We start from the raw sequence: 22,485 nt of genomic DNA, 5'->3' as shown, positions 1-22,485 counted from the left end.
GTTACTATGAGCGCAAAAAGAATCACTATTGGCCGAACCTTCAGCCAGACACCATTGCAGACTGAGGAAAGCGCCGATGGCCATTCTCAGACATTTATTCTGGCGACGGGTAAACGCGCCCTGTTCACGCTGGAGCACATCCCGGCGAAGGAAATTGAAGAGAAAACCTTCGTTAAGATGGAAACCAATGGCCGCGATCAGTCTGGCCTGACGCCAGAATCGCTGCGCGACATCATTCGCACCATCAAATTGCAGCAGTTTTTCCCGGCGATTGGCGTAAAGCGTGACGATCGCATTGAGATTCTCGATGGTTCACGCCGTCGTGCAGCGGCTCTGCACTGCAAAACTGGGCTTGATGTGTTGGTTACAGACGTGGCTATCTCGGCGGAAGAAGCGCGTCGTTTAGCCCAGGATATTCAGACCGCGCGCGAGCACAATCTGCGTGAAGTGGGCATGCGTCTGCTATCGCTTAAAGAGAGTGGATTGTCGCAGAAAGAGATTGCGCAAAGCGAAGGCTTATCGCAGGCCAAGGTAACGCGTGCATTGCAAGCGGCAAGCGTGCCGCTTGAGCTGGTAACGCTGTTCCCGAATCATTCAGAGCTGACCTATCCTGACTATAAATCGCTGCTGCAGGCGTATGAGAAGCTGCAGGAAACCGGACAAACGGTTGATGCCCTAATCGATACTATAGGTATGGATGTTGATACCGTATGCGCGCGCGATGGATTGGCGGAAGACGAAGTGAAGAATGGCATTCTGCGTTTAGTGCGTAACGGTAGCCAGACGCTGATTCAGTCACCGGCAAAAGATAAAACCGTGGCGACGCCATTATGGAGTTTCGCCGATAAAGACCGCTTTGCGCGTAAAAAAACGCGCGGACGCATGTTCAGCTACGAGTTTAATCGCCAGTCAAAAGAGTTGCAGGAAGAGTTGGATAAAGTGATTAACGAGACGCTCAATAAGTATCTTAATCAGTAATTGAAATGCCGCCTCCGGGCGGTTTTTTTATGCCCTTCTCAATGCCTCGCCAGCGCAATTTCATCGCTAACTGTATGAAATATAGATTATCGCCGCGGAAATTTCAGCCTGAAATCGCCACTGTTTTAGCCATCAGCTCAAAGATATCCGTTAATAAATCACCAATACTGATTAACTGACTGCAGCCAATTTAACCAGCTGTGTGCGAAAGCAACAAAAGGCAGCCACAGCAGAATTGCCGTCCAGCCAGTGAGTGAAATTTCATCTGCTCGCCTAATCGATTTCATCTCTATTGATATGAAATATAAGGAGTTTCTGATAAAATTTCAGGCTGAAATCGCCAATTAATTTTTTAGTTTCAGCAACCTTCAAAAATCCCTAGGCGAGATTAGCCAGATGATATTCAATGATTTATCCACAGAAAACGTGGATAACTTTCAAGATTCACCTTACTCAATTAACGTTAAAGCTGATGAAAATTGCCAGACCGCATCGCGCACGCGCACCGGTTTATTAATCAGCCCCAACGCATAAAAGCGATCGGCGATGGTCTGCTGCTCTTTGATTACTTCGAAGGCCATCGCACGTGTTTTGTGGCTGCGGCGAGTCAAGGCACGTTCAACTGATGCGATTTCCAATCCAAGCTCCTGAGCCAATAACATTGATGCTTCGTGGCGATGGCTATCGATGAACAAACCCGTTTGTTGCAAACTCTTCACCAGCTGTCTGAGGATGTCATGGTGCTGTTCAACGTAATCACGCCGCGCCAGATAGAACTGATGATTACGTACGCGCCCATCACCATTGACCAAAACTCGCAGCTCGGGATTGCTCTCAGCAGCGCTGAGCAACGGATCCCACATCATCCAGGCATCAACCGAAAGATAATCACTGGCGGTGAGCGGATATTTCGGCGGCGTATACACCACTTTGAGTTCATCCAGACCAATGCCCGCTTCCTCCAGTAACTGCAGCAGTAGCCAGTGAACGTTCGAGCCTTTATTAACCGATATGCGCTTACCGCGCAGATCGTTGATGGTGCGAATATCGCTGTCATGAGGCACCACAATGCCAACGCTGCTCGGCGCTGGCGGCTCCCAGGCAATATAAGTCACCGCATTGCCACTCGCCTGGGCGAAGACCGGGGGAACTTCACCGGTCGTACCAAAATCGATTTCGTTGTTTTGCAGCGCATACAGCAGCTGTGGCCCGGCGGGAAACTCACTCCACAACACGCTAATGCCTTGCTGAGCGAAACAGTGTTCGAGGCTCTGACGGGCTTTTAACACCCCGAGATTGCCAAACTTCTGGTAGCCAATGCGCAGCTCACGCTCCTGCGTCCCGTGTGTATGAGATGTCGACGTAGTTACCGGCGCTTTTCGCCGTCCTTTAATCATTCCCTGATTCGCCAGATGCGTGCGCAATGTGTGGCGGCTGATACCTAATAGCGCCGCAGCCTGGGTTTGATTGTGATCTGTCATCGATAGCGCATTGCTAATGAGGCTGCTGATAACGCGATCAAACAGTTGTTGCGGCTGACTGGTTAGCTGCTGCTGAAGAAAACTGTCGAGCGTTGAATCGTTTGACTCGTTAAAGCCATGTTCACTGTAACCAGCAAGTCGCAACTGTGCGGGCGTCAGCGTCTCTTCGCGGCTCAGCAATACGGCGTTATGTAGCGTGTTCTCCAGTTCACGGATATTGCCCGGCCAGCTGTATTCGCGCAGCGCTTCAAGCGCATCAGCAGAAAGACGCCGTGCCGGGCGCCCTAAACGTCGTGCGTAGAGGGCGAGGAAGTGCTGTGCCAGCAGCGGAATGTCTTCACGGCGCTGACGCAACGGCGGTAATGGCACCACCGCAATATTCAGGCGATAGAACAGATCTTCGCGAAAGCGTCGCTCGCGAATCGCCTGTGCCAAATCCACATGTGTAGCCGCGATAACTCGCACATCTACTTTGATAGCTTTACGCGAGCCTACGCGCGTAATCTCACGCTCCTGCAGCACACGCAGCAATTTAACCTGCAGTGAAGGGCTCAGCTCGCCAATCTCATCCAGTAGCAAGGTGCCGCCTTGCGCTGATTCAAACCAGCCGGGATGTGACTGCGTCGCGCCGGTAAAAGCGCCTTTCTCATGGCCAAACAACTCGGCTTCAGCCAAGCTTTCTGTCAAAGCACCGCAGTTAACCGCGAGGAAAGGGCCATTACGCCGTTGGCTGTGATGATGCAGATAGCGCGCCACCACTTCTTTACCTGTGCCGGTTTCGCCGACAATCAGAACGGTGGCATCCGTGGGCGCGAATTTATCCAGCAGCGATTGAAACGCCAGAGAAGCGGGATCGATTAAGCTCGGTGAATCGGTGTGGTTATAGGTGGTTAACATGGTATTGAGTCCTGTAACGAGCATATCGTTAACCTAAATGCTCACGCTGGCTATTAACACCATGTAAAAAGCATAAGCAGTTGCATATGCAGCAATTGCTGTTGCGCCAGAGTCGCAAATGCAACTTTTTTGGTTGACGGCGACAAGGCTAACCGCCTGAAATACGGCGATTCGCGGCAGTTAACAACCTGGCACGCTTTCTGCTAACAGCTATATAACCAAATAAGCAGTTCAAAATGATCATTTTTTAATAAAGTTATATAGGAAAAGCATAATGGCCGATTCCGCGAACGATAAAATTAATGTCTTCTGGTTTTTACCGACGCACGGTGATGGACGCTATCTCGGCACCACGCAAGGCGGACGCCCGGTCGATTTACCCTACTTACAGCAAGTGGCGCTCGCCGCCGACAATCTTGGCTTCTACGGCGTATTAATTCCTACCGGCAAAAGCTGTGAAGATTCCTGGCTGGTGGCCTCGGCGTTAGCGCCGATTACCAAACGTCTGCGCTATTTAGTGGCGGTGCGTCCTGGCCTGCAGCCGCCAACGCTGGCAGCCCGCATGGCGACCACGCTTGATCGTCTTTCTGAAGGGCGTTTATTGATTAACGTGGTGACCGGCGGCGATCCGATTGAGAACAAAGGCGACGGCATTTTTCTCAACCACAGTGAACGTTATGAAGTCACCAAAGAGTTCCTCGACGTTTATAGCCGCCTGATGCGCGGCGAGAAAGTGGATTACGAAGGCAAACACATTCACGTTGAAGGCGCAGAAGTGCTGTTTCCGCCGGTGCAGGAAAAGGGGCCGCCGCTCTATTTTGGTGGTTCATCTGAGGCGGCGATTGATGTAGCAGCGGAACAGATCGATACCTATCTCACCTGGGGCGAGCCGCCAGCGCAGGTTGCCGAGAAGCTGGAAGTGGTGCGCGCACGTGCAGAACAGCGCGGACGTAAGCTGGAATACGGCATTCGTTTGCATGTGATTGTGCGCGAGACCGAAGAAGAAGCCAAAGCGGCGGCAGATAAGTTGATTGGTCATCTTGATGAAGAGACCATCGCGCAGGCGCAGAAAATCTTTGCGCGTATGGATTCCGCCGGTCAGGCACGAATGAGCGCGTTGCACAACGGCTCGCGCGACAACCTCTATATCTCGCCAAATCTGTGGGCGGGCGTGGGTCTGGTGCGCGGTGGCGCGGGCACTGCGCTGGTCGGCAGCCCGGAGCAGGTGGCTGAGCGTATCCGCGAATATCAGGCGCTGGGTGTCACCAACTTCATTCTGTCCGGTTATCCGCATCTGGAAGAAGCGCATCGCGTGGCCGAATTACTGTTGCCGCTGCTACCGCTGGCTAACGCACAGCAGCAGCGTGAACGCACCATTAACACCGGCCCGTTTGGTGAAACCATTGGCGGCGATAAGCGTCCGTCAAAACAGACTAGCGCCAGCTAATGCAGGAGAAGGCAATGGCACGGGTAATCATTGTTGGCGGTGGCTTTAGCGGCACAGCGCTGGCGATTCATCTCGCACGAACCTCATCGAGCAGATTACTGATTACAGTGGTCGAACCGCGCGCCAACCTCGGTGGCGGCGTTGCCTATTCCACGCAGGAGCCTTCGCACCGCATCAACGTACCCGCTTCGCGCATGCAGTTAAGCGGTGAAGAGCAGGGCGCGTTTGACCGCTGGTATCGCCAACAGCCGGAATGTTCACTGGACTCAGTAGCGCACTGTGAAGACGGCGCAGTTTATCCGCAGCGCAGCCTGTTCGGTCGCTATCTGGCAGAACAGTTTGCGCAAGCTGCGCAGGCGTATCCGCACGTCACGCTGCGCCATGTTCAGGCCAGCGCCGTGGCCTGGGAAGGCGAGCAGCTGTTGCTCAGCAACGGCGAAATGTTGCGGGGTGATGTACTGGCGTTAGCGATCAGTCATCCGCCACCATCGTTGCCGCGTGCGCTGCAACCGTTCTCGGCGCATCCGGCGCTGATTGCCAATCCGTGGCAGCACAGCGTATTAGACGCCATCGATCCTCAATCCTCGGTGGCGATTATCGGTACCGGCTTGAGCATGGCGGACGTGGTGGCTTCGTTGAGCACCAGACAGCATCGCGGCCCGTTAATCGCCTTCTCGCGCCGTGGACACCTCTCACGCGATAACCTGAGTGGTGAATGGCCTGAATGGACACTAGCCCCGCAACAAGCGTCCAGCGCACGTCTGTGGCTGCGACATATTCGTGCCGAAGTCGCGCGTGCCGCGGAACAGGATTTGCCGTGGCAGCGCGTGCTCGATCAGGTACGCGTGCAAGGTCAGGATATCTGGCAATCGCTGCCGCTGCGCGAGCAGCAGCGCTTTGTTCGTCACTTGCGCTCGTGGTGGGATGTGCATCGCTATCGCATCGCGCCGCAGGTGTCAGCGGTGATCAGCGCACGTCGCCAGCAGGGCAGTCTGAAGGTGCTGGCCGCGCGGCTTAGCGACATCTCCGATGTCGGCAACCAACTGCAAATCACGCTACGCACGCGCGAGGGCGCCAGCGAAACCCATCGCCTCGATCACCTGATTGTCACCACCGGTCCCGGCCATGAAGCCTTAACCGCCAGCCAGCCGCTGCTGCAGTCGCTCAGCCAGCAAGGGCTAATCCGCGCTGACCTGCTCGGTTTTGGTATTGATGTCGATAGCCAATCGCACACGCTCAATGTTAACGGCCAGCCCAACGCACGACTGTTTGTCGTCGGTCCCGCTGCGCGTGCGCGCTTCGGTGAACTGATGGGATTGCCGCAGGTTGCCGATCACGCCGCCGCTGTGGCGAAACATATTTTACAAGAACTGCAAATCGCTCCCGCCGAGCGATGTCCCCCTTCAGCGCTTTAATCTCTCAACATCCTAAAAATTAACTGACGAACGCCGGGTCGTAACACGATCACGGCCTCGCTATGGAGATTGCTATGCCATCGCAACGTGAAATTCGCTTGAATGCATTTGATATGAACTGTGTCGGACACCAGTCGCCGGGCCTGTGGGCGCATCCGCGTGACCGTTCCTGGCAGTATAAAGATCTGGAGTATTGGGTCGATTTAGCGCGCCTGCTGGAGCGCGGCAAATTTGACGGCCTGTTTATCGCCGACGTGCTCGGCGTTTACGATGTACTCAACGGCAACGGCGATGCGGCGATCCGCCAGGCGACGCAGGTGCCGGTCAACGATCCGTTAGCGCTGATTACGCCAATGGCGCTGGTGACCGAACACCTCGGCTTTGGTCTTACGGCGTCGCTGTCGTTTGAGCATCCCTATCCGTTTGCGCGCCGCTTATCCACGCTCGATCACCTGACCAAAGGCCGCATCGGCTGGAACATCGTCACCTCGTATCTGGAGAGCGGGGCGCGCAACATTGGGCACAAAACCCAGACCGATCACGATAGCCGCTACGATTACGCCGACGAGTATTTGCAAGTGGTGTACAAGCTGCTGGAAGGCAGCTGGGAGCAGGATGCAGTATTGCGTGACCGCGAACGCCGTATCTTCAGCGACCCGCGTAAAATCCATCCCATCAATCATCAGGGCACCTTCTTCAACGTGCCGGGCATTCACCTGTGCGAACCGTCACCGCAGCGCACGCCAGTGCTGTATCAGGCGGGCGCATCGAGTCGTGGCAAACAGTTTGCCGCAGAACATGCCGAATGCGTATTTGTTGCCGCGCCGTCGAAAGTGCTGCTGAAGAAAACCGTCGCCGATATTCGCCGCCGCGCGGCGGAAGCGGGGCGCGATCCTTACAGCATCAAAATCTTCAATCTGCAAACCGTGATTGTTGGCGAAACCGATCTGGCGGCGCAGGCGAAATGGAAAGAGTACACCAGTTGGGTCAGCTACGAAGGCGCGCTGGCGCTGGTATCAGGCTGGACCGGTATCGACTTCGGCCAGTATCAGCCGGATCAGGTGCTGAAATATATCCACACCAACGCCATCCAATCGGCGGTCGAAACCTTCTCCACCGCCGATCCAGATTGTCAGTGGACGGTAAAAGCACTGGCGGATTGGGTCGGCATCGGCGGTTTTGGTCCGCTGATTGTCGGCAGCGCGGAAACCGTCGCGGATGAGTTGCAAAGCTGGGTTGAAGAGACCGACGTAGATGGCTTCAACTTCGCCTACGCACTGACCCATGAAACCTTTGAAGATGTGGTGGAGCTGCTGATCCCGGAGCTGCAAAAGCGCGGCGTCTACAAAAAAGAGTACGCGCAGGGCACGTTGCGCGAGAAGTTATTCTCCGCCGGCCCGCAGCTGCAAGCACCGCATCCGGGCGCGGGCTATCGCGTTAAATCCTCCACGCCGCAGGAGGTCTCATGATCGAAATAGATCAGCTTAGCAAACACTATCGCGCGCCCGACGGCCGCATCACCGAGGTGCTGAAATCCATCAGCCTGCAAGTACCGCAAGCCAACATCACCGCGGTAGTTGGGCCCAGCGGCGCGGGTAAATCGACGCTGGCAAAGTGCATCAGCCTGCTGGAACAACCGAGCGCCGGCAGCATCCGTGTAAACGGCAGCGATCTCTCACGTCTGGATGGCGAAGCGCTACGTCAGGCGCGTCGCTCAATTGGTACCGTGTTCCAGTCTTCCGCGCTGCTGCAACGCAAAACCGCGTGGGAGAATATCGCCTTGCCGCTGCACTATCTTGGCGTAGTGGATCGCGATATCGCCGCGCGCGTGGGCGAATTGCTCGATAGCGTCGGCCTCAGCCACAAAGCCAAAGCCTATCCGGGACAGCTTTCTGGTGGTCAGCGGCAGCGTATTGGTATCGCGCGTGCGCTGGCATTGCGCCCGTCGGTGTTGCTGGCGGATGAAGCCACTTCAGGGCTCGATCCCGAAGCCACCGTCACCGTGCTCGACCTGCTGAAAAAACTGCGTGATGACTACAAGCTGGCGATTGTGCTGATCACCCATGAAATGGACGCGGTGCGTCAGGCGGCAGATGCGGTAGCGGAAATTCGCGACGGCCAAATCGTGCAGTACGGCGTGGTGAAAGAGCTGCTGGCGCAACCCGATTCGCTATTGGGACAGCGCCTGTTCCCGCTGGCGGCGCAGGCGGGCGATGCCGAACTGGTGTTGCAACTGAGTTATCGCACCGATGTGCCAGTCGCCAGCGACTGGATTTCGCGCCTCAGCCAGCAGTTTGGTCTGCGTATTGATCTGCTCGGCGCGCACGTTGAGCAGGTGAATGGTCTGCAAGCTGGCCGCCTCAAGGTGGGCATTCACTATCAACAGGAACGCGTGCCGCTGGCGCGTTTGCTATCGCAGCTGGAACAGCTGGGCTTAGTTGCCAGCGTTTCCGGCAGCGTGCGGCTATTGCGGGAGGCGGTATGAGCGTATCAGTGATTAGTCAGGATACGCCGTGGCCAGAAATCCCGGCGCTGATGTTGCCCGCTCTGGGCGAAACCGCATTGATGGTGGCGATCGTGATGCTGTTCGTGATCACGTTTGGCGGCATCGTCGGCGTGGTGCTGTTCAACACCTCGGTGCGCGGTCTGTTTCCGCATCGCGGAATTAATAGAGTGTTGAGCTGGATCGTCAACATGGGCCGTTCGCTGCCGTTTCTGGTGCTGATGGCGGCCATCATTCCGTTCACCTTCTGGCTTACCGGCACCACCATCGGCATTCCTGCCGCCGTTGTGCCGATGATCGCCGCGGGCATTCCGTTTTTTGGCCGTCTGGTGGACAACGCGCTGCGTGAGCTGCCCGGCGAAGTGACGGCGGTAGGTCTGGTGTGCGGCGGTTCGCGCTGGCAGATCATCCTCTCGGCACAACTTAGCGAAGCGCTGCCGGCGATTGTGGCGGCAGTGACGCTCAACCTGATCTCAATGATCGAGTACTCCGCCATTGCCGGCACCATCGGCGCGGGCGGTATCGGCTATCTGGCGGTGGTGTACGGTTATCAGCGCTTCGACAACCACATCATGATCGCCACCATCGTGGTGCTGATCGCCTTAATTCAAACCATTCAATTTCTCGGCGACCGTTTGGTCACCGCATTACGCCATCCTCAGGGGACATCGTTATGACAACACAAGATTTCGAGCTGCGTAAAACCCGCCGCTGGCCGTGGCTGCTACTGATTATAGTGGTCGTTGTACTTGCAGCAGGCGGCTGGTTCTGGCGCAGCCAACAGGCGCAGGCGGTGGTCTTTGGCACCACGCTGAAGGTGCATTTTGAACCGGCGATGGCGGGCGAGCAGAAGCTGATTGAATACGTTGGCGAGCACATCGCGCCCGATTATGGCCTGAAGCTGGAGGCGGTTGGCGTGCAGGATCCGGTGCAAGCCGACCGCGCGGTAGCGGAAGGGCAGTATGCCGCCACCGTATATCAGCATCAGTGGTGGCTAAAGCAAGTGGTGGATGCCAACGGTTTTGCGCTCACCTCAACGCTGCCGCTGTTCCAGTGGGCATTTGGCATCTACTCCGATCGCTACACATCGGTAGCGGATCTGCCGCAGGGCGCGACCATCGTGGTGCCGGATGACGGCGCCAATCAGGGCCAGGCATTATGGTTGCTGGCGCGTCAGGGTTTAATCACGCTCGATCCCAACGTCGAGCCGCGCACGGCCAAACTGAAGAACATTGTCGGCAATCCGCACGGTTTCGTGTTTAAAGAGCTCGATTTGCTGACCATGCCGCGTGCGCTCAACTCGGTGGATGCGGCGATTGGTTACGTCTCGCAATTTGATGCCGGTAAAGTGCCGCGCGAAAAAGGCATTCTCTTCCCGCCTGCGCCGCGCACTTTCGCCTCACAGCTGGTGATTGGCACGCCTTATCTGGACCAGGAAAACATCGAGAAGCTGAAAAAAGCCTTCTCCGATCCGCGCGTCCAGCAGTGGTTGAAGACCACCGACGATCCGCTGGTAAAAGGCGTGTTGGTGCCGGTCTCAGCCGAATAAATTGTTGTTGTTTGAACACCCGGACGCGTCAGGCGTGTCCGGGTTTTTGTGTTGGCTAAAAACCATTTATCTAATTGATTTTAATGTAAATTTATATAAAGAATTGTTGTTTTGGCGCAGCCAGAAAAACGCTTATAACAACCTCACCTGCACTACAAAACAACAACGTGAGGCGTTATGAGTTCTCTTCCTTTAGAAAACACCATTCCGGTTTCCGAACCGGTACGTTCGGTCAGTGATGTGGCAAGGCTGATAAACACTCGCACCAAAAATGACAACTACGCGCGCATGATTGTGTTCCTCGCGCTCGGCGGCGTGTTCCTCGACGCCTACGATCTCACCACGCTGTCGTACGGCATCGATGATGTGGTGCGCGAGTTTCAGCTCTCGCCGCTGCTCACCGGCTTAGTCACTTCCTCAATTATGGTTGGCACCATCGTCGGCAATCTGGTGGGCGGGTGGCTGACGGATAAATATGGCCGCTATTCGGTGTTCATGGCCGACATGCTGTTCTTTGTGGTTTCAGCGATTGCGGCGGGGTTAGCGCCGAACGTGTGGGTGCTGATTGGCGCGCGCTTCCTGATGGGCGTGGGCGTCGGCATCGATTTGCCGGTGGCGATGTCATATCTGGCGGAGTTCTCCAAATTCGCTGGTAAAGGCAACAAGGCATCCCGACTCGCAGCCTGGTGCCCGATGTGGTACGCCGCCTCAACGCTGTGCTTCCTGCTGATCTTCGCGCTCTACTTCCTGCTGCCGAAAGAGCATCTTGACTGGCTGTGGCGCGCGTCGCTGCTGTTCGGTGCGGTACCGGCGCTGCTGATCATCGCGGTGCGCAGCAAATTCATGAACGAATCGCCACTGTGGGCGGCGAATCAGGGCGATCTGAAATCCGCGGTGCGCATTCTGCGTGATTCCTATGGCATTCACGCCCACGAAGCGGAACACGAAGCGCCACCGGCTGCTGCGGCACCGAAAGTGAGTTTCCGCGTGCTGTTTGAGAAGCCGTGGCGCGAACGCACCATCGTCGCGGGCGTGATGAACATCTGTATCTCGTTTGAATACACCGCCATTGCCTTCTTCCTGCCGTCGATTCTGGCGCAGTTCCTCGGCGCGGGCGTGTTTGAAACCATCTCGGCATCGCTGGGACTCAACGCGCTGTTCGCCTTTACCGGCGGCCTGCTTGGCATGCGTCTGGCGTGGAAATATCCGTCGCGCCACGTCGCCATCGCTGGCTTTGCCCTGCAATTCTTTGCGCTGATCGCGCTGGCGTTAATTGGTCATCCGCAAGCCATCGCCGGAATCGTCTTTGCAGTTTTGATGCTCGGCTTGTGGCTGTTTGCCGAGGGCTTCGGGCCGGGCGCGCAGCTGATGGTCTATCCAGCGCTTTCCTATCCAACCTCAATTCGCGCCACCGGCGTGGGCTTCAGCCGCGCGCTTTCCGGCATCGGTAGCGCGTTAGCGCTGTTCATCCTGCCGCTTCTGCAAGCCGCGCTCGGCACCAATATGTTTTGGGTGGTATCGCTGGCAGCGATCATCCCGATCTTCTTCCTGCTGGCGGTGCGCCACGAGCCCACGCTGCATGACATCGACGATCTTTCACATCAGGAGTCACCATGAGTTTACTGGCAACAGGCACCGATTATGAGGCGCTGGCGGCGCACTTCCGGCCGATTTTCGCGCGCATCGCTGAAGGAACGGTAGCACGCGAGCGGGAACGTACTTTGCCGCATCAACCGATTAGCTGGCTGAAAGAGGCGGGATTCGGCACGGTGCGAATTCCGAAAGAGAAGGGCGGTTGGGGCGCATCGCTGCCGCAGCTGTTCCAGCTGTTAACCGAGCTGGCAGAAGCCGACTCGAATCTGCCGCAGGCGCTGCGCGCGCATTTCGCTTTTGTCGAAGATCGATTGAATCAGCCGGATAGCGCGGAACGCGATCGCTGGTTTGGCCGTTTTATTGATGGCGAGCTGGTGGGCAGCGGCTGGACGGAAATTGGCACGGTAAAACTCGGCGATGTCATCACGCGTATTACGCCAAACGAAAGCGGCTGGACGCTGAGCGGTGAGAAGTTTTACAGCACCGGCACGCTGTTCGCCGACTGGATTGATGTCTATGCGCGCCGCAATGACAATCAGGGCGACGTTATCGCTCTGGTTAACACTCACCAACCCGGGGTGACGCGTGAGGACGACTGGGACGGCTTTGGCCAGCGCTTAACCGGTAGCGGCACCACGCGTTTCGCTAACGCCCATGTCGAGCAGGAACATGTCTACGATTTCGCCACCCGCTTCCGTTATCAAACCGCTTTCTATCAGCATGTCTTGCTGGCCACGCTGGCGGGAATTGGCCGTGCGGTGGCGCGCGACGGTGCGCAGGCGGTGGCGGCGCGAAATCGGGTTTACAGTCACGGCAACGGCGGTGTTGCGCGTCAGGATGCGCAGATTCTGCAGGTGATCGGGCAAATCACCAGCCTGGCGTTTGCGGTGGAAGCCACGGTGATCCGCGCGACACATTCACTGCAATCAGCATATGTTGCCCACGTCAGCAACGATGAAGCGCAAATTGCCGCCGCGAATGTGCTGGCCGAAGCCGAAGCGGGGCAGGCGCAGGTGATTGCCAGCGAGCTGGTGACACGCGCCGCCACCGAGCTGTTTAACGCATTGGGCGCATCAGATACGCGCGTCAGCAAAGCGCTGGATCGTCACTGGCGCAACGCGCGAACCCTGTCATCACATAATCCGGTGGTGTACAAAGCGCGTGATATCGGCGACTGGAAAGTGAATGGCACCGCACCGACGGGGATTTGGCAGATTGGCAGAGGCGAGGGCTGATAAAACCCGGTGCGCATAAATGCGCACCGGGCATGTAAGGTCGCTATTCATGACGACCTGGTTGATGGTAATGACTTACTTCTTATCCAGCGACCAGGTCGCGCTGCGCACATCCACTTTCACCGGCAACAGTCCCACGCGCGTAAAGGTATCCGCTAACGCCTGCTGCTCATCAAACACCTGCGGCGACATGCGTGACGCGCCGTAAGGCAGGCGCTTAATGGTGGTTTGCCAGATGGCTTTATCCAGGCCGGTCGATTTCGACAGAATCGCTGCCGCGTCATCCGGGTTCTTGTTGGCCCAATCGCTGAGTTTGCTCAACTCATCGACAACCTGTTTCGCAGTATCAGGATGACCTTCCGCGAAAGGACGGCTGGCGAGATAGAAGGTGTAATGTGGCACTAATCCTTCCGCATTGCGGATTTCACGCGCACCGGCATTGGCTTCCACTTCGGCAAGGTATGGATCCCAAATCACCCATGCATCAATCGCGCCTTTCTGGAAAGCCGCGCGTGCATCGGCGGGCGGCAGATACACCGGCGTCACGTCTTTGTAGTTAAGCCCCGCATCTTCCAGCGCTTTCACCAGCAGATAGTTAACGTCAGAGCCTTTGTTCAGACCGACGCGTTTACCTTTCAAATCCGCTACGCTTTTAATGGCGGAATCTTTCGGCACCACGATGGCTTCGGTTTTTGGGTTAGCCGGTGAATGCCCAAGATAGATCAAATCGGCTTTCGCTGCCTGCGCGAAGGCAGGCGGCGCATCGCCGGTTGCCGCCAAATCAATGCTGCCAACGTTTAAGCCTTCCAGCATCTGCGGGCCCGCCGGGAACTCCACCCAGCGGATAGCGATGCCTTCCTTCTTAAAGGTTTCATCCAGCGTGCCGCGATACTTCAGCAGGGCAAAGATGTTGGCTTTTTGATAGCCGATGGTGACGGTTTCTGGGTTAGCGGCAAAAGCGTGCGTGGAGAGCAGGCCAACGCTGAGAGCTAAAGCGCTCAGGACAGGAAGTTTTGCTTTCATGATGATTCTCGAGTGGTTTTTTTGCCACCTTAGCAAAGCCCTTATATAACCAATAAATAACTAATTTCGATCGCTTATAACTATTATCTATGTGATCTGGATCATTCACTGTAATCAGCAAACGCGTCCGCCATTTCCATAGATGCCCATATAATTAGCACGGTAATAATTTGTATAACAAATCAAAATGCCATTGCCAAATGCTTCTGTCAGGATAAGCCATTCCGCTGCCTGCATAAGGTTTTACCCGTTCTATGAAGTGGTTTTCACGAAGCGCAATGCTGTTCTCTGCCAAAACCTGTCTTGCTGCCTTTCTGGCTTTTTACATTGCTCTGGAACTCAATCTCGATAAACCGGCCTGGTCACTGACTACAGTGTACGTTGCCTCGCAGCTCTATTCGGGATCGACGGTATCGAAATCGGTTTTCCGTTTCTTTGGCACCCTGCTGGGCGGCTTGTTTACGCTACTGATCTATCCCGCCACGGTGCAGGATCCGCTGCTGTTCAGCCTGTGCATCTCCCTTTGGGTCGCGGTTTGTCTCTATCTTTCGCTGCACGACCGCACGCCGAAAAGCTATGTGTTTATGCTGGCGGGCTACAGCGCGGCGATCATGGGTTTTCCCGATGTGGTGTCGCCATCGGCCATCACCTACACGGTGATCTCGCGTGTTGAGGAGATCACCGTCGCCATCGTCTGCAGCAGCCTGGTGCATCGCCTGCTGTGGCCGGTCTCGATGCGCAATCTGTTAGAGCAGAGCGTGAACCTGTGGTATCAGAACGCGCGCAAGCTGTGCAGCGAATTGGTCACGGCGATGCCCGCTGAGAAGTCGGTGGAGCGCGAAGATATCCTTATTCAGATGGCCAACTATCCGCTTAACGTCGAAACACTCATCACGCACTGCGTGTATGAAGGCGATGCCGCGCGGCGTCTGGTGCGCTTAGTCAGCGTGCAGTATCAGCATCTCTCCTATTTCATCCCCACGCTGACGGCAATCGAATCGCGCCTCAATTTGCTGGCGCAGCAGCAGATCCGTTTTCCCGACTATATCGCCGAGGTGTTTCAGCAATTTTTGCTGTGGCTAAATGGTGAAGATCAGCTGCCGGTGCGCGACCAGCTCAGCCACGCGCAAGATCAGCTGAAACGGGCGTGGCAACAGGGCAGGCTCAACAGCGAAGAGAGCATTTTGCTGAGCGGATTGCTGGAGCGCCTACTCAACTTTGTGCGCATCGTTGATGCCTACCAAAGCGTGAGCGAGCGCGTCAGTGAATGGACGCCCGCGGTCAAAGCCGGAAAAATGGTGCGCGCGCACAAACACGTCGATAAGGGTTTGTTGCTGCTGTCGTCGTTTACCGCATTTATTGCCACCTTCGTTACCTGCGTATTTTGGATCGGCAGCGGCTGGGTGGATGGTGCCACCGCACCGATGATGGCGGCGGTGCTGTGCTCCTTCTTTGCTGGCATGGACAGCCCGATTGCGCCGATGAAGCTGTTCCTGAAAGGGGTGCTGATTTCTGTGGTGATCAGCCTGCTGTATATCACCTTGTTGATTCCGCAGGCGGTGACCTTCGAAGCGCTGGTGATTTGCCTTGCGCCGGGCTTGCTGGCGCTGGGATTGGTTATCGCCAATCCGTCAACCAACCTGATTGGTCTGATTGTCGCCACGCAGATTCCCGGGCTGATTGGCATGAGCCACAACTTCAAGCCCGATCTACAGCTTATAGTGAACGCTATTCTTTCGACGCTGGTGGGCATTACCTTCGCGGTGGTAATCACGGCGCTGATCCGCAACAAGCGCCCGTCGTGGACCGCCAAACGCGCGGTGCGCAAAGGTATCCGCGAGCTGCTGCAGTTTATCGCCACGGTGCGGCTCAACAGCGTCACGCTGACCGCGCGTCAGCAGTTTGTTTCGCGCACGCTGGATAAGGTCAACATTATTCTGCCGCGTAAGCGTGTCGATCCGGTGCCGGAGTTGGTCTCCGGCGGCAATCTGATTGCCGAAGCCTGGCTGGGCGCAAACTGCTACGACTATTACACGCGTCATCGTGAACTGCTGCTGGCGCATCACATCGAAAGCGCGGCGATGTTCCATGAGCTGAGCCAGTTTCTTAAGCGTCGGTTAAAATCGCTGCAAACCACGCCGCAGCCGGAATTGTTAGCGGAATTGAATACGTTGTTGCTGCGGCTGGAAGCGGCAGCGTTGCAGGAGAACACGCTGTTTGCGCCAATGTTCCACCTGTTCAATATTCGCTTATCGTTGTTTCCTGCAGCGCGCTGGCCGGAAAACCATTACAGTGCTGAGCAGCATGTTTAAAACGGAGTTAAGCAGATGAAAATGATCGGTTTGATTGGCGGAATGAGCTGGGAATCCACCGCGCTCTATTACCGTATTATCAATGAGCAGGTGAAACAGCAGCTGGGCGGTTTGCACTCCGCGCGCAGCCTGATGTACAGCGTCGATTTCCATGAAATCGAAAAGCTACAGGCCGCTGGCGAGTGGCAAAAAGCGGGCGAGATCCTGGCAGAAGCGGCGCTCAGTCTGGAAAAGGGCGGCGCGGATTTTATTGTGCTCTGTACCAACACCATGCACAAAGTCGCGCAGCAAATCACTGATGCGGTCCGCATTCCGCTGCTGCATATCGCCGATGCCACCGCACAACGCATTCGTCAGGCGGGCGTAAAAAAAGTCGGCTTGCTAGCAACGGCGTTTACCATGGAGCAGGAATTCTACAAAGGCCGACTTCATCAGTCGGAGATCGACGTTTTGGTTCCCGATGCAGCCGGTCGTAAAGTGGTGCACGACATCATTTATCAGGAACTCTGTCTTGGCGTGATCCGCGATGAATCTCGTGCGCAATACCGCAAGATTATTGCTGAGCTGGTGGAGCAGGGCGCAGAAGCGATTATTCTCGGCTGCACCGAAATCACCTTGCTGGTAAAAGCGGAAGATGCCAGTGTGCCGCTGTTCGATACCACCTTGATCCACGCAGAAGATGCCGTAAAACTCGCACTCGGGTAATTACGACCAGGTGCGCAAATTCGCGCACCTAACCTATTTATGAGGTGCGCTTTAACTTGCGCGCCAACACCTGCAACTGCTGCGCAATCTCCGCCACATCCACCTCATCTTGCTGCGGCGTCGCGGTGGTTTCCCGCAACACTAACTCGGTTTCCAGCGTCTTCTCTGCCACATCGTCGCCTTCCAGCTGCGCCAGCAAGCGATCAACGCTTACCGCGCCCAACTGCTGCAAATCCTGACGCACGGTGGTTAATGGCGGCTGATACCACGCGCTTTCCGCGGTATCGTCGTAGCCAATCAGCGAAATCTCCGCCGGGATCTTCACGCCGTGCTGATGCAGCGCGCGCATCGCGCCGAGCGCCATTTGATCGTTAGCCACCAGCAGCGCTTGCGGCAGAGTGTTGGGCAACCGCGCCAGCAGCGCCTGATAACCCGATGCCGCGCTCCAGTCACCGCTCAGCACGCAGAATGGCTTGAGCTGATGCGCCGCCAGCGCCTGTTGCCACGCGGCGAAACGCGCGCGCGCCGAGGCAGAACTTTCCGGTCCATTTAACACGCCAATCTGGCGATGGCCGAGCGCCACCAGATGATCGACCGCCTGCTGCGCACCGGATTCGCTCTGATACTGGCATTGCGCCACTTCAGCGCTGCGCTCCACATCGAGAAACAGCACCGGCTTGTTGTCGCACTGTTGCTGAATCTGCGCAGCCTGCGCCGCATCGAGCGGCAGGTTAATGAGCAGCGCATCCACGCGCTGCGCCAGCAGTTCATTCACTGTATCCTGCGGCGCATTATCGGGATTCGCCATGGCGATAACCAGATGATAACCCTGCGCCGCCGCCCGTTGCTGAATCGCCGAAGCGATCTGCGCGGGCGCCATCAAGGCTAAATCGCTGGTGGCGAGACCCAGCGTGCGGGTGTTTTTGCCCGCCAGCTGCTGCGCCACGCGATTCGGCACATAGTTGAGCTGCTGCATCGCGGCTTCTACTTTGGCGCGGGTGCGCGGCGAAACCTGCTCGGAATGGTTGAGGACGCGGGAAACGGTTTGATAAGAAACCCCAGCCAGATGAGCAACATCGTCGAGGGTTACGGAGCGCGCAGTCATGAATCTCTCCTGAAGATTGAGCTGCGAGTGTAGCAAATTTTTCCCTGCCGACACGCACTTAAGCCGCTACACTGCCAAAGGTAAAAAGAGGAGAACCGGATGCAGCTCAATAACCATCAGATTCAGGATATCAACACCCTGGCGGCCTGGCTGGCGCTGGATCAGATGCCACAAGATGGCACGCTCGACATCGATTTAGCCATTCTCGCTGGTCACGCGGTCCTGCCAAACGTGGAAGCGGTGATTGCCGTGGCGAAAAAGTATCAGCTGCCGTTATTGATCAGCGGCGGCACCGGTCACTCAACCTCTCTGCTGGTGGAGATGCTCGCCGCACATCCGCTGTATCGCCAAATCGACAGCAAAGGCAAAAGCGAAGCCGAGTTGCTGGGCGATGTCGCCCGCGTATTTGCCGCGCTGCCGGACGATTTGCTACTGCTGGAAACCGCCTCACGCAACTGCGGGGAAAACGCCGCCTTCAGCCAAAAGCTACTGGATGAGCACAGCTGGCAGCCGCAGCGCGTGCTGCTGGTGCAGGATCCGCTGATGCAGCGTCGCACCTGGGAAACCTTCCGCTATCAATGGCGCGATCGTGCGGATGCACCGGAATTTATCAGCTGGCCGGTATTTGTGCCGCAGGTGATGATGGACGCGGGCATGCTGCGCATCATCGGCGCGCCGCCGCAAGGATTGTGGTCGATGGAGCGTTTTCTGTCGCTGCTGATGGGTGAAATCCAGCGCCTGCGCGACGATGAAAACGGCTACGGGCCGCGCGGAAAAGGTTTCCTCGGCCACGTCGAGGTGCCAGAAGCGGTGGAAGCCGGCTGGCAACGCCTGAAGCAGTTGCCCGGCGTACAGTCACGGTTGTGATGTTTCGGTCGCCATGAATGGCGACCAACGTTATCGGTTCTGCACATATACCTGCAAATTGACATACACCGCGTTCAGCAACGGCGTCACTACGCCACTGCGTGCGCCGCGCACCAGCAGATCGCCAATCACCTGATCGGCCTCAATCTCAAAGCCCTGGGTTAAATCGCGGTACATTGACGAGGTCATCGCCGCTTGAGGATTGTTCAGCGTCTCATAAATCTTCGCCGTCACCGCCGGACGCTGCTGATAACCTTCAGCACTCAGCACCGCCAACACCTCACCAAAAACGCCTTGCAGCAGCGCTTCGCCACCTTGTGACGTCAGCACCTGTTGCGTATTGCCACGCGCGATACAACACACCGCACCCAGCGTGCTGAGCAGCAACCATTTTTCCCACAGCTCGCTGATGATGTTGTCGGCAAACACCGTATCAAACTGCGCCGCGCGCAGCGCTTCATCCACGCGCTGCAAACGCGCATCGTTGTGGCCGTCCAGCGCGCCGTAATAGAGAATATGCAGCGGTGTCATCTGCATCACTTCGCCATTATCTCCCAGCGTGGCGTTGATTTTGCACAAACCGCCAATCACCTTGTCGCCAAAGCGCGCGCGCAGCGAATCGAAATGGCGCATGCCGTTGAGGATCGGCATGATCAGCGTGTCCGGACCGACGGCGGGCGCGATGTCATTCATCGCCTGATCCAGCGCGAAGCTTTTCACCGTCAAGATAATCAGATCGTAATGGCCATCAAGCGAACCGGCCTGCGCCAGCTGCGGCTGAATCACTTCGCTGCCGCCGGGGGTTTTCAGCACCAGACCGGTTTGCTGCAACTGTTGAAAACGGCGCTCGCGCACCAGAAAAGTCACATCACGTCCTGCTTGCGCCAGACGCGCACCAAAATAGCCGCCGGTGGCGCCGGCGCCGACTACCAGAATACGCATGGTCAATTTTCCCGTTGAGAGTGAAAGTCTTACCTTAAAGTGACCGGCGACGGCTTTCCAGCCCGTAAATGCTGAATCACCTGCAAGTTTTTAACGATGTTTAAAAAAGGCTCAAACTGTTCGTATTTACTCGTACAATAGGTTTAGGCTGTTGCGCAGCGGCGGGCAATGGTGCGCGCCGCAGAACGAGTCGAATGACTAAGGACGCATCATGCCCCGAACCCTCCCCATCGAACGTTATCGCAACATCGGCATCTCCGCGCACATCGATGCCGGTAAAACCACCACCACCGAGCGCATCCTGTTTTACACCGGAATGAGCCATAAGTTAGGTGAAGTGCACGATGGCGCGGCAACCACTGACTGGATGGCGCAGGAGCAGGAGCGTGGGATCACCATTACCTCGGCGGCGGTGAGCTGCTTCTGGCCGGGCATGGACGGCAGCTTTACGCCGCACCGTATCAACATCATCGATACGCCCGGACACGTCGATTTCACCATTGAAGTTGAGCGCTCAATGCGCGTACTCGATGGCGCGGTGATGGTGTATGACGCGGTTGGCGGCGTGCAGCCGCAGTCTGAAACTGTGTGGCGCCAGGCCAACAAATATCATGTGCCGCGCATCGCCTTCGTCAATAAAATGGACCGTCAGGGCGCAGACTTCTTCCGCGTGGTGCAGATGATGAAAGATCGCCTGCACGCCAATCCGGTGCCGATTGTCATTCCTATCGGCGCGGAAGAGCACTTCAGCGGCGTGGTCGATCTTAATAAAATGCGCGCAATTTACTGGGACGACGCCAGCCAGGGCATGAGCTTTAGCTATGCGCCGATTCCTGATGAGTTGCATGCACTCGCTGCTGAGTGGCGCGAGAACATGGTGGCAGCGGCGGCAGAAGCCAGCGAAGCACTGATGGATCGCTATCTGGAGCAGGGCGATCTCAGTGAAGAGGAGGTGGTTGCCGGATTGCGTCAGCGCACCTTGCTTGGTGAAATCCAGCCGATGCTGTGCGGCAGCGCGTTCAAAAACAAAGGCGTACAGCGCATGCTCGACGCGGTGATTGAGCTTATGCCTTCGCCGCTCGACGTACCGGCGGTGAGCGGCGTCAACGAGCAGGGCGAACACGATGAACGTCATGCGGATGACAGCGAGCCGTTCTCGGCGCTGGCGTTCAAGCTGATGAGCGATCCTTACGTGGGCCAGCTGACTTTTGTGCGCGTCTATTCCGGCGTGCTGCGTAAAGGCGACAGCGTGTGGAACGCGGTGAAAGGGCGCAAAGAGCGTATCGGTCGCATCGTCCAGATGCAGGCCAATGACCGTATCGAGATCGAAGAGATTCGTGCTGGCGATATCGCCGCCTGCGTGGGTTTGAAAGAGGTCACCACCGGCGAAACGCTGTGCGATCCCCATGCGGTGATCACACTTGAGCGCATGGAGTTTCCCGATCCGGTGATTTCGCTGTCGATTGAGCCGAAAACCAAGAGCGATCAGGAGAAAATGGGCCTGGCGCTGCAGCGGCTGGCGGCCGAAGATCCGTCGTTCCGTCTGCACACCGATGAGGAATCGGGCCAGACGATTATTTCCGGCATGGGCGAGCTGCATCTGGAGATTATCGTGGATCGCATGAAGCGCGAGTTTGGCGTGGAAGCCAACATCGGTCGGCCGCAGGTTACCTATCGCGAAACCATTCGCAAAACGGTGCGCGAGGTGGAAGGCAAGTTTGTGCGCCAGTCGGGCGGTAAAGGTCAGTACGGCCATGTGGTGCTGACGCTGGAACCGCAGCAGGCGGGGGCCGGATTTGCCTTTGAAGACGCCACCAAAGGCGGCGTGGTGCCGCGCGAGTTCATTCCTTCGGTGGAGAAGGGGATTCGTGAAGCGCTGAACAGCGGTGTGCTGGCTGGTTATCCGGTGGTGGACATCAAAGCCACGCTGACGTTTGGTTCGTACCACGATGTCGATTCATCGGAAATGGCATTCCGTATGGCGGCGATCTTTGGCTTTAAAGCCGCCGCGAAACTGGCCGATCCGGTGATCCTCGAACCGCTGATGCAGGTGGAAGTGGAAACGCCGGAAGAGTATGCCGGTGGCGTGATGGGCGATTTGTCGGCGCGGCGCGGTACGCTGCAAGGCATGGATGAACGCTTTGGTGCACGCATTATTCGCGCCGAAGTGCCGCTGTCCGAGATGTTTGGCTACGCCACCACGCTACGATCGATGTCGCAAGGCCGCGCCACCTACAGCATGGAGTTTGCGCACTATGCGGAAGCACCCCGCAACGTGGCTGAAAGCATCATCGCCGCGCGCGCCTAAGCTTTAGTGTGAAATCAGACCGGGCACAGAGGTAACACTTTGTACCCGGCCTACTTTTAAATCGACCTGTCGATCGCGTGAGTCATTTAGCACCAAAAATGGACAGTTAATTTCTGCCAGAAAGC

General features: G+C 56.7%; 17 protein-coding genes. 13 read left to right on the top strand and 4 right to left on the bottom strand.

Annotated features, from left to right (window positions below):
- The first annotated feature begins 6 nt into the window (after window positions 1–6).
- A complete protein-coding gene (locus tag ACFQW4_RS03225; protein ID WP_110867047.1) occupies window positions 7–978 on the top strand; it encodes a ParB family protein in 972 nt (323 codons plus the stop codon).
- Between the two features lie 449 nt (window positions 979–1,427).
- Here ACFQW4_RS03225 and ACFQW4_RS03220 read toward each other — a convergent pair whose 3' ends face one another.
- Window positions 1,428–3,356, bottom strand: coding sequence for an aliphatic sulfonate ABC transporter substrate-binding protein (locus ACFQW4_RS03220; protein WP_377723753.1), 1,929 nt, complete (start codon window positions 3,354–3,356; stop codon window positions 1,428–1,430).
- A gap of 274 nt (window positions 3,357–3,630) precedes the next feature.
- Between ACFQW4_RS03220 and ssuD the strand changes: the two genes are divergently transcribed.
- The 8 genes from ssuD (at window position 3,631) to ACFQW4_RS03180 (ending at window position 13,098) form a co-directional block, all read left to right on the top strand.
- Window positions 3,631–4,803, top strand: coding sequence for an FMNH2-dependent alkanesulfonate monooxygenase (gene ssuD, locus ACFQW4_RS03215; RefSeq protein WP_101761167.1), 1,173 nt, complete (start codon window positions 3,631–3,633; stop codon window positions 4,801–4,803).
- 14 nt (window positions 4,804–4,817) lie between these two features.
- Window positions 4,818–6,218, top strand: a complete 1,401-nt coding sequence (locus ACFQW4_RS03210) for an FAD/NAD(P)-binding protein (RefSeq protein ID WP_377723750.1) — start codon at window positions 4,818–4,820, stop codon at window positions 6,216–6,218.
- A 74-nt stretch (window positions 6,219–6,292) separates the two neighbouring features.
- Window positions 6,293–7,687 (top strand): LLM class flavin-dependent oxidoreductase, encoded by a 1,395-nt coding sequence (locus ACFQW4_RS03205; protein WP_354466701.1) that lies wholly within the window; start codon window positions 6,293–6,295, stop codon window positions 7,685–7,687.
- Complete coding sequence (locus ACFQW4_RS03200; RefSeq protein ID WP_377723748.1) at window positions 7,684–8,703, top strand: methionine ABC transporter ATP-binding protein; 1,020 nt, start codon at window positions 7,684–7,686, stop codon at window positions 8,701–8,703. Before ACFQW4_RS03205 ends, ACFQW4_RS03200 begins: the two co-directional genes overlap by 4 nt.
- Entirely contained in the window at window positions 8,700–9,398 is a 699-nt protein-coding gene (locus tag ACFQW4_RS03195; RefSeq protein WP_377723746.1) for a methionine ABC transporter permease, read from the top strand. Before ACFQW4_RS03200 ends, ACFQW4_RS03195 begins: the two co-directional genes overlap by 4 nt.
- Entirely contained in the window at window positions 9,395–10,270 is an 876-nt protein-coding gene (locus ACFQW4_RS03190) for a MetQ/NlpA family ABC transporter substrate-binding protein (protein ID WP_101761172.1), read from the top strand. The genes ACFQW4_RS03195 and ACFQW4_RS03190 overlap by 4 nt, the downstream gene beginning before the upstream one ends.
- Before the next feature lie 177 nt (window positions 10,271–10,447).
- On the top strand, window positions 10,448–11,887 hold the full coding sequence (locus ACFQW4_RS03185; protein ID WP_192235397.1) for an MFS transporter: 1,440 nt from the start codon (window positions 10,448–10,450) through the stop codon (window positions 11,885–11,887).
- The gene (locus tag ACFQW4_RS03180) at window positions 11,884–13,098 is read left to right on the top strand and encodes an acyl-CoA dehydrogenase family protein (RefSeq protein WP_377723743.1); all 1,215 of its coding nucleotides are present in this window, start codon (window positions 11,884–11,886) and stop codon (window positions 13,096–13,098) included. Before ACFQW4_RS03185 ends, ACFQW4_RS03180 begins: the two co-directional genes overlap by 4 nt.
- A 75-nt stretch (window positions 13,099–13,173) precedes the next feature.
- Here ACFQW4_RS03180 and ACFQW4_RS03175 read toward each other — a convergent pair whose 3' ends face one another.
- Window positions 13,174–14,121: a sulfonate ABC transporter substrate-binding protein gene (locus tag ACFQW4_RS03175; RefSeq protein ID WP_192414676.1), complete on the bottom strand. Its 948-nt coding sequence runs from the start codon at window positions 14,119–14,121 to the stop codon at window positions 13,174–13,176.
- Window positions 14,122–14,375: 254 nt separating this feature from the next.
- Between ACFQW4_RS03175 and ACFQW4_RS03170 the strand changes: the two genes are divergently transcribed.
- Both ACFQW4_RS03170 and ACFQW4_RS03165 read left to right on the top strand, forming a co-directional pair.
- Window positions 14,376–16,433 (top strand): FUSC family protein, encoded by a 2,058-nt coding sequence (locus ACFQW4_RS03170; protein ID WP_377723740.1) that lies wholly within the window; start codon window positions 14,376–14,378, stop codon window positions 16,431–16,433.
- A gap of 15 nt (window positions 16,434–16,448) precedes the next feature.
- The gene (locus tag ACFQW4_RS03165; RefSeq protein WP_217547766.1) at window positions 16,449–17,138 is read left to right on the top strand and encodes an aspartate/glutamate racemase family protein; all 690 of its coding nucleotides are present in this window, start codon (window positions 16,449–16,451) and stop codon (window positions 17,136–17,138) included.
- A gap of 37 nt (window positions 17,139–17,175) precedes the next feature.
- On the opposite strand, the gene ACFQW4_RS03160 is transcribed toward ACFQW4_RS03165, so the two are convergent.
- Window positions 17,176–18,243 carry a LacI family DNA-binding transcriptional regulator gene (locus ACFQW4_RS03160; protein ID WP_222234168.1) on the bottom strand — a complete coding sequence of 356 codons (1,068 nt, stop codon included), beginning with the start codon at window positions 18,241–18,243 and terminating at the stop codon, window positions 17,176–17,178.
- 99 nt (window positions 18,244–18,342) lie between these two features.
- On the opposite strand from ACFQW4_RS03160, the gene ACFQW4_RS03155 reads away from it, so the two are divergent.
- Window positions 18,343–19,110, top strand: coding sequence for a YdcF family protein (locus ACFQW4_RS03155; protein WP_137387139.1), 768 nt, complete (start codon window positions 18,343–18,345; stop codon window positions 19,108–19,110).
- A 30-nt stretch (window positions 19,111–19,140) separates the two neighbouring features.
- Here the strand turns inward: ACFQW4_RS03155 and ACFQW4_RS03150 are convergent, their stop codons facing one another.
- Complete coding sequence (locus ACFQW4_RS03150) at window positions 19,141–20,052, bottom strand: ketopantoate reductase family protein (protein ID WP_377723737.1); 912 nt, start codon at window positions 20,050–20,052, stop codon at window positions 19,141–19,143.
- Between the two features lie 211 nt (window positions 20,053–20,263).
- Between ACFQW4_RS03150 and fusA the strand changes: the two genes are divergently transcribed.
- Window positions 20,264–22,360, top strand: coding sequence for an elongation factor G (gene fusA, locus ACFQW4_RS03145; protein ID WP_377723735.1), 2,097 nt, complete (start codon window positions 20,264–20,266; stop codon window positions 22,358–22,360).
- Window positions 22,361–22,485: the final 125 nt, after the last annotated feature.

The organism is Pantoea sp. GCM10028869 (assembly GCF_042666835.1).
GTDB classification, from domain to species: Bacteria; Pseudomonadota; Gammaproteobacteria; order Enterobacterales; family Enterobacteriaceae; genus Pantoea; species Pantoea leporis.
Note: the sequence above shows the minus strand (reverse complement) of the source record. Positions and strands in the feature narration are given on the sequence as shown.

Coding starts and splice junctions, on each gene's coding strand:
- ACFQW4_RS03175 (WP_192414676.1), bottom strand. CDS start 14,121: ATGAAAGCAAAACTTCCTGTCCTGAGCGCTTTAGCTCTCAGCGTTGGC.
- ACFQW4_RS03220 (WP_377723753.1), bottom strand. CDS start 3,356: ATGTTAACCACCTATAACCACACCGATTCACCGAGCTTAATCGATCCC.
- ACFQW4_RS03200 (WP_377723748.1), top strand. CDS start 7,684: ATGATCGAAATAGATCAGCTTAGCAAACACTATCGCGCGCCCGACGGC.
- ACFQW4_RS03180 (WP_377723743.1), top strand. CDS start 11,884: ATGAGTTTACTGGCAACAGGCACCGATTATGAGGCGCTGGCGGCGCAC.
- ssuD (WP_101761167.1), top strand. CDS start 3,631: ATGGCCGATTCCGCGAACGATAAAATTAATGTCTTCTGGTTTTTACCG.
- ACFQW4_RS03225 (WP_110867047.1), top strand. CDS start 7: ATGAGCGCAAAAAGAATCACTATTGGCCGAACCTTCAGCCAGACACCA.
- ACFQW4_RS03205 (WP_354466701.1), top strand. CDS start 6,293: ATGCCATCGCAACGTGAAATTCGCTTGAATGCATTTGATATGAACTGT.
- ACFQW4_RS03150 (WP_377723737.1), bottom strand. CDS start 20,052: ATGCGTATTCTGGTAGTCGGCGCCGGCGCCACCGGCGGCTATTTTGGT.
- ACFQW4_RS03210 (WP_377723750.1), top strand. CDS start 4,818: ATGGCACGGGTAATCATTGTTGGCGGTGGCTTTAGCGGCACAGCGCTG.
- ACFQW4_RS03190 (WP_101761172.1), top strand. CDS start 9,395: ATGACAACACAAGATTTCGAGCTGCGTAAAACCCGCCGCTGGCCGTGG.
- ACFQW4_RS03155 (WP_137387139.1), top strand. CDS start 18,343: ATGCAGCTCAATAACCATCAGATTCAGGATATCAACACCCTGGCGGCC.
- ACFQW4_RS03195 (WP_377723746.1), top strand. CDS start 8,700: ATGAGCGTATCAGTGATTAGTCAGGATACGCCGTGGCCAGAAATCCCG.
- ACFQW4_RS03160 (WP_222234168.1), bottom strand. CDS start 18,243: ATGACTGCGCGCTCCGTAACCCTCGACGATGTTGCTCATCTGGCTGGG.
- fusA (WP_377723735.1), top strand. CDS start 20,264: ATGCCCCGAACCCTCCCCATCGAACGTTATCGCAACATCGGCATCTCC.
- ACFQW4_RS03185 (WP_192235397.1), top strand. CDS start 10,448: ATGAGTTCTCTTCCTTTAGAAAACACCATTCCGGTTTCCGAACCGGTA.
- ACFQW4_RS03170 (WP_377723740.1), top strand. CDS start 14,376: ATGAAGTGGTTTTCACGAAGCGCAATGCTGTTCTCTGCCAAAACCTGT.
- ACFQW4_RS03165 (WP_217547766.1), top strand. CDS start 16,449: ATGAAAATGATCGGTTTGATTGGCGGAATGAGCTGGGAATCCACCGCG.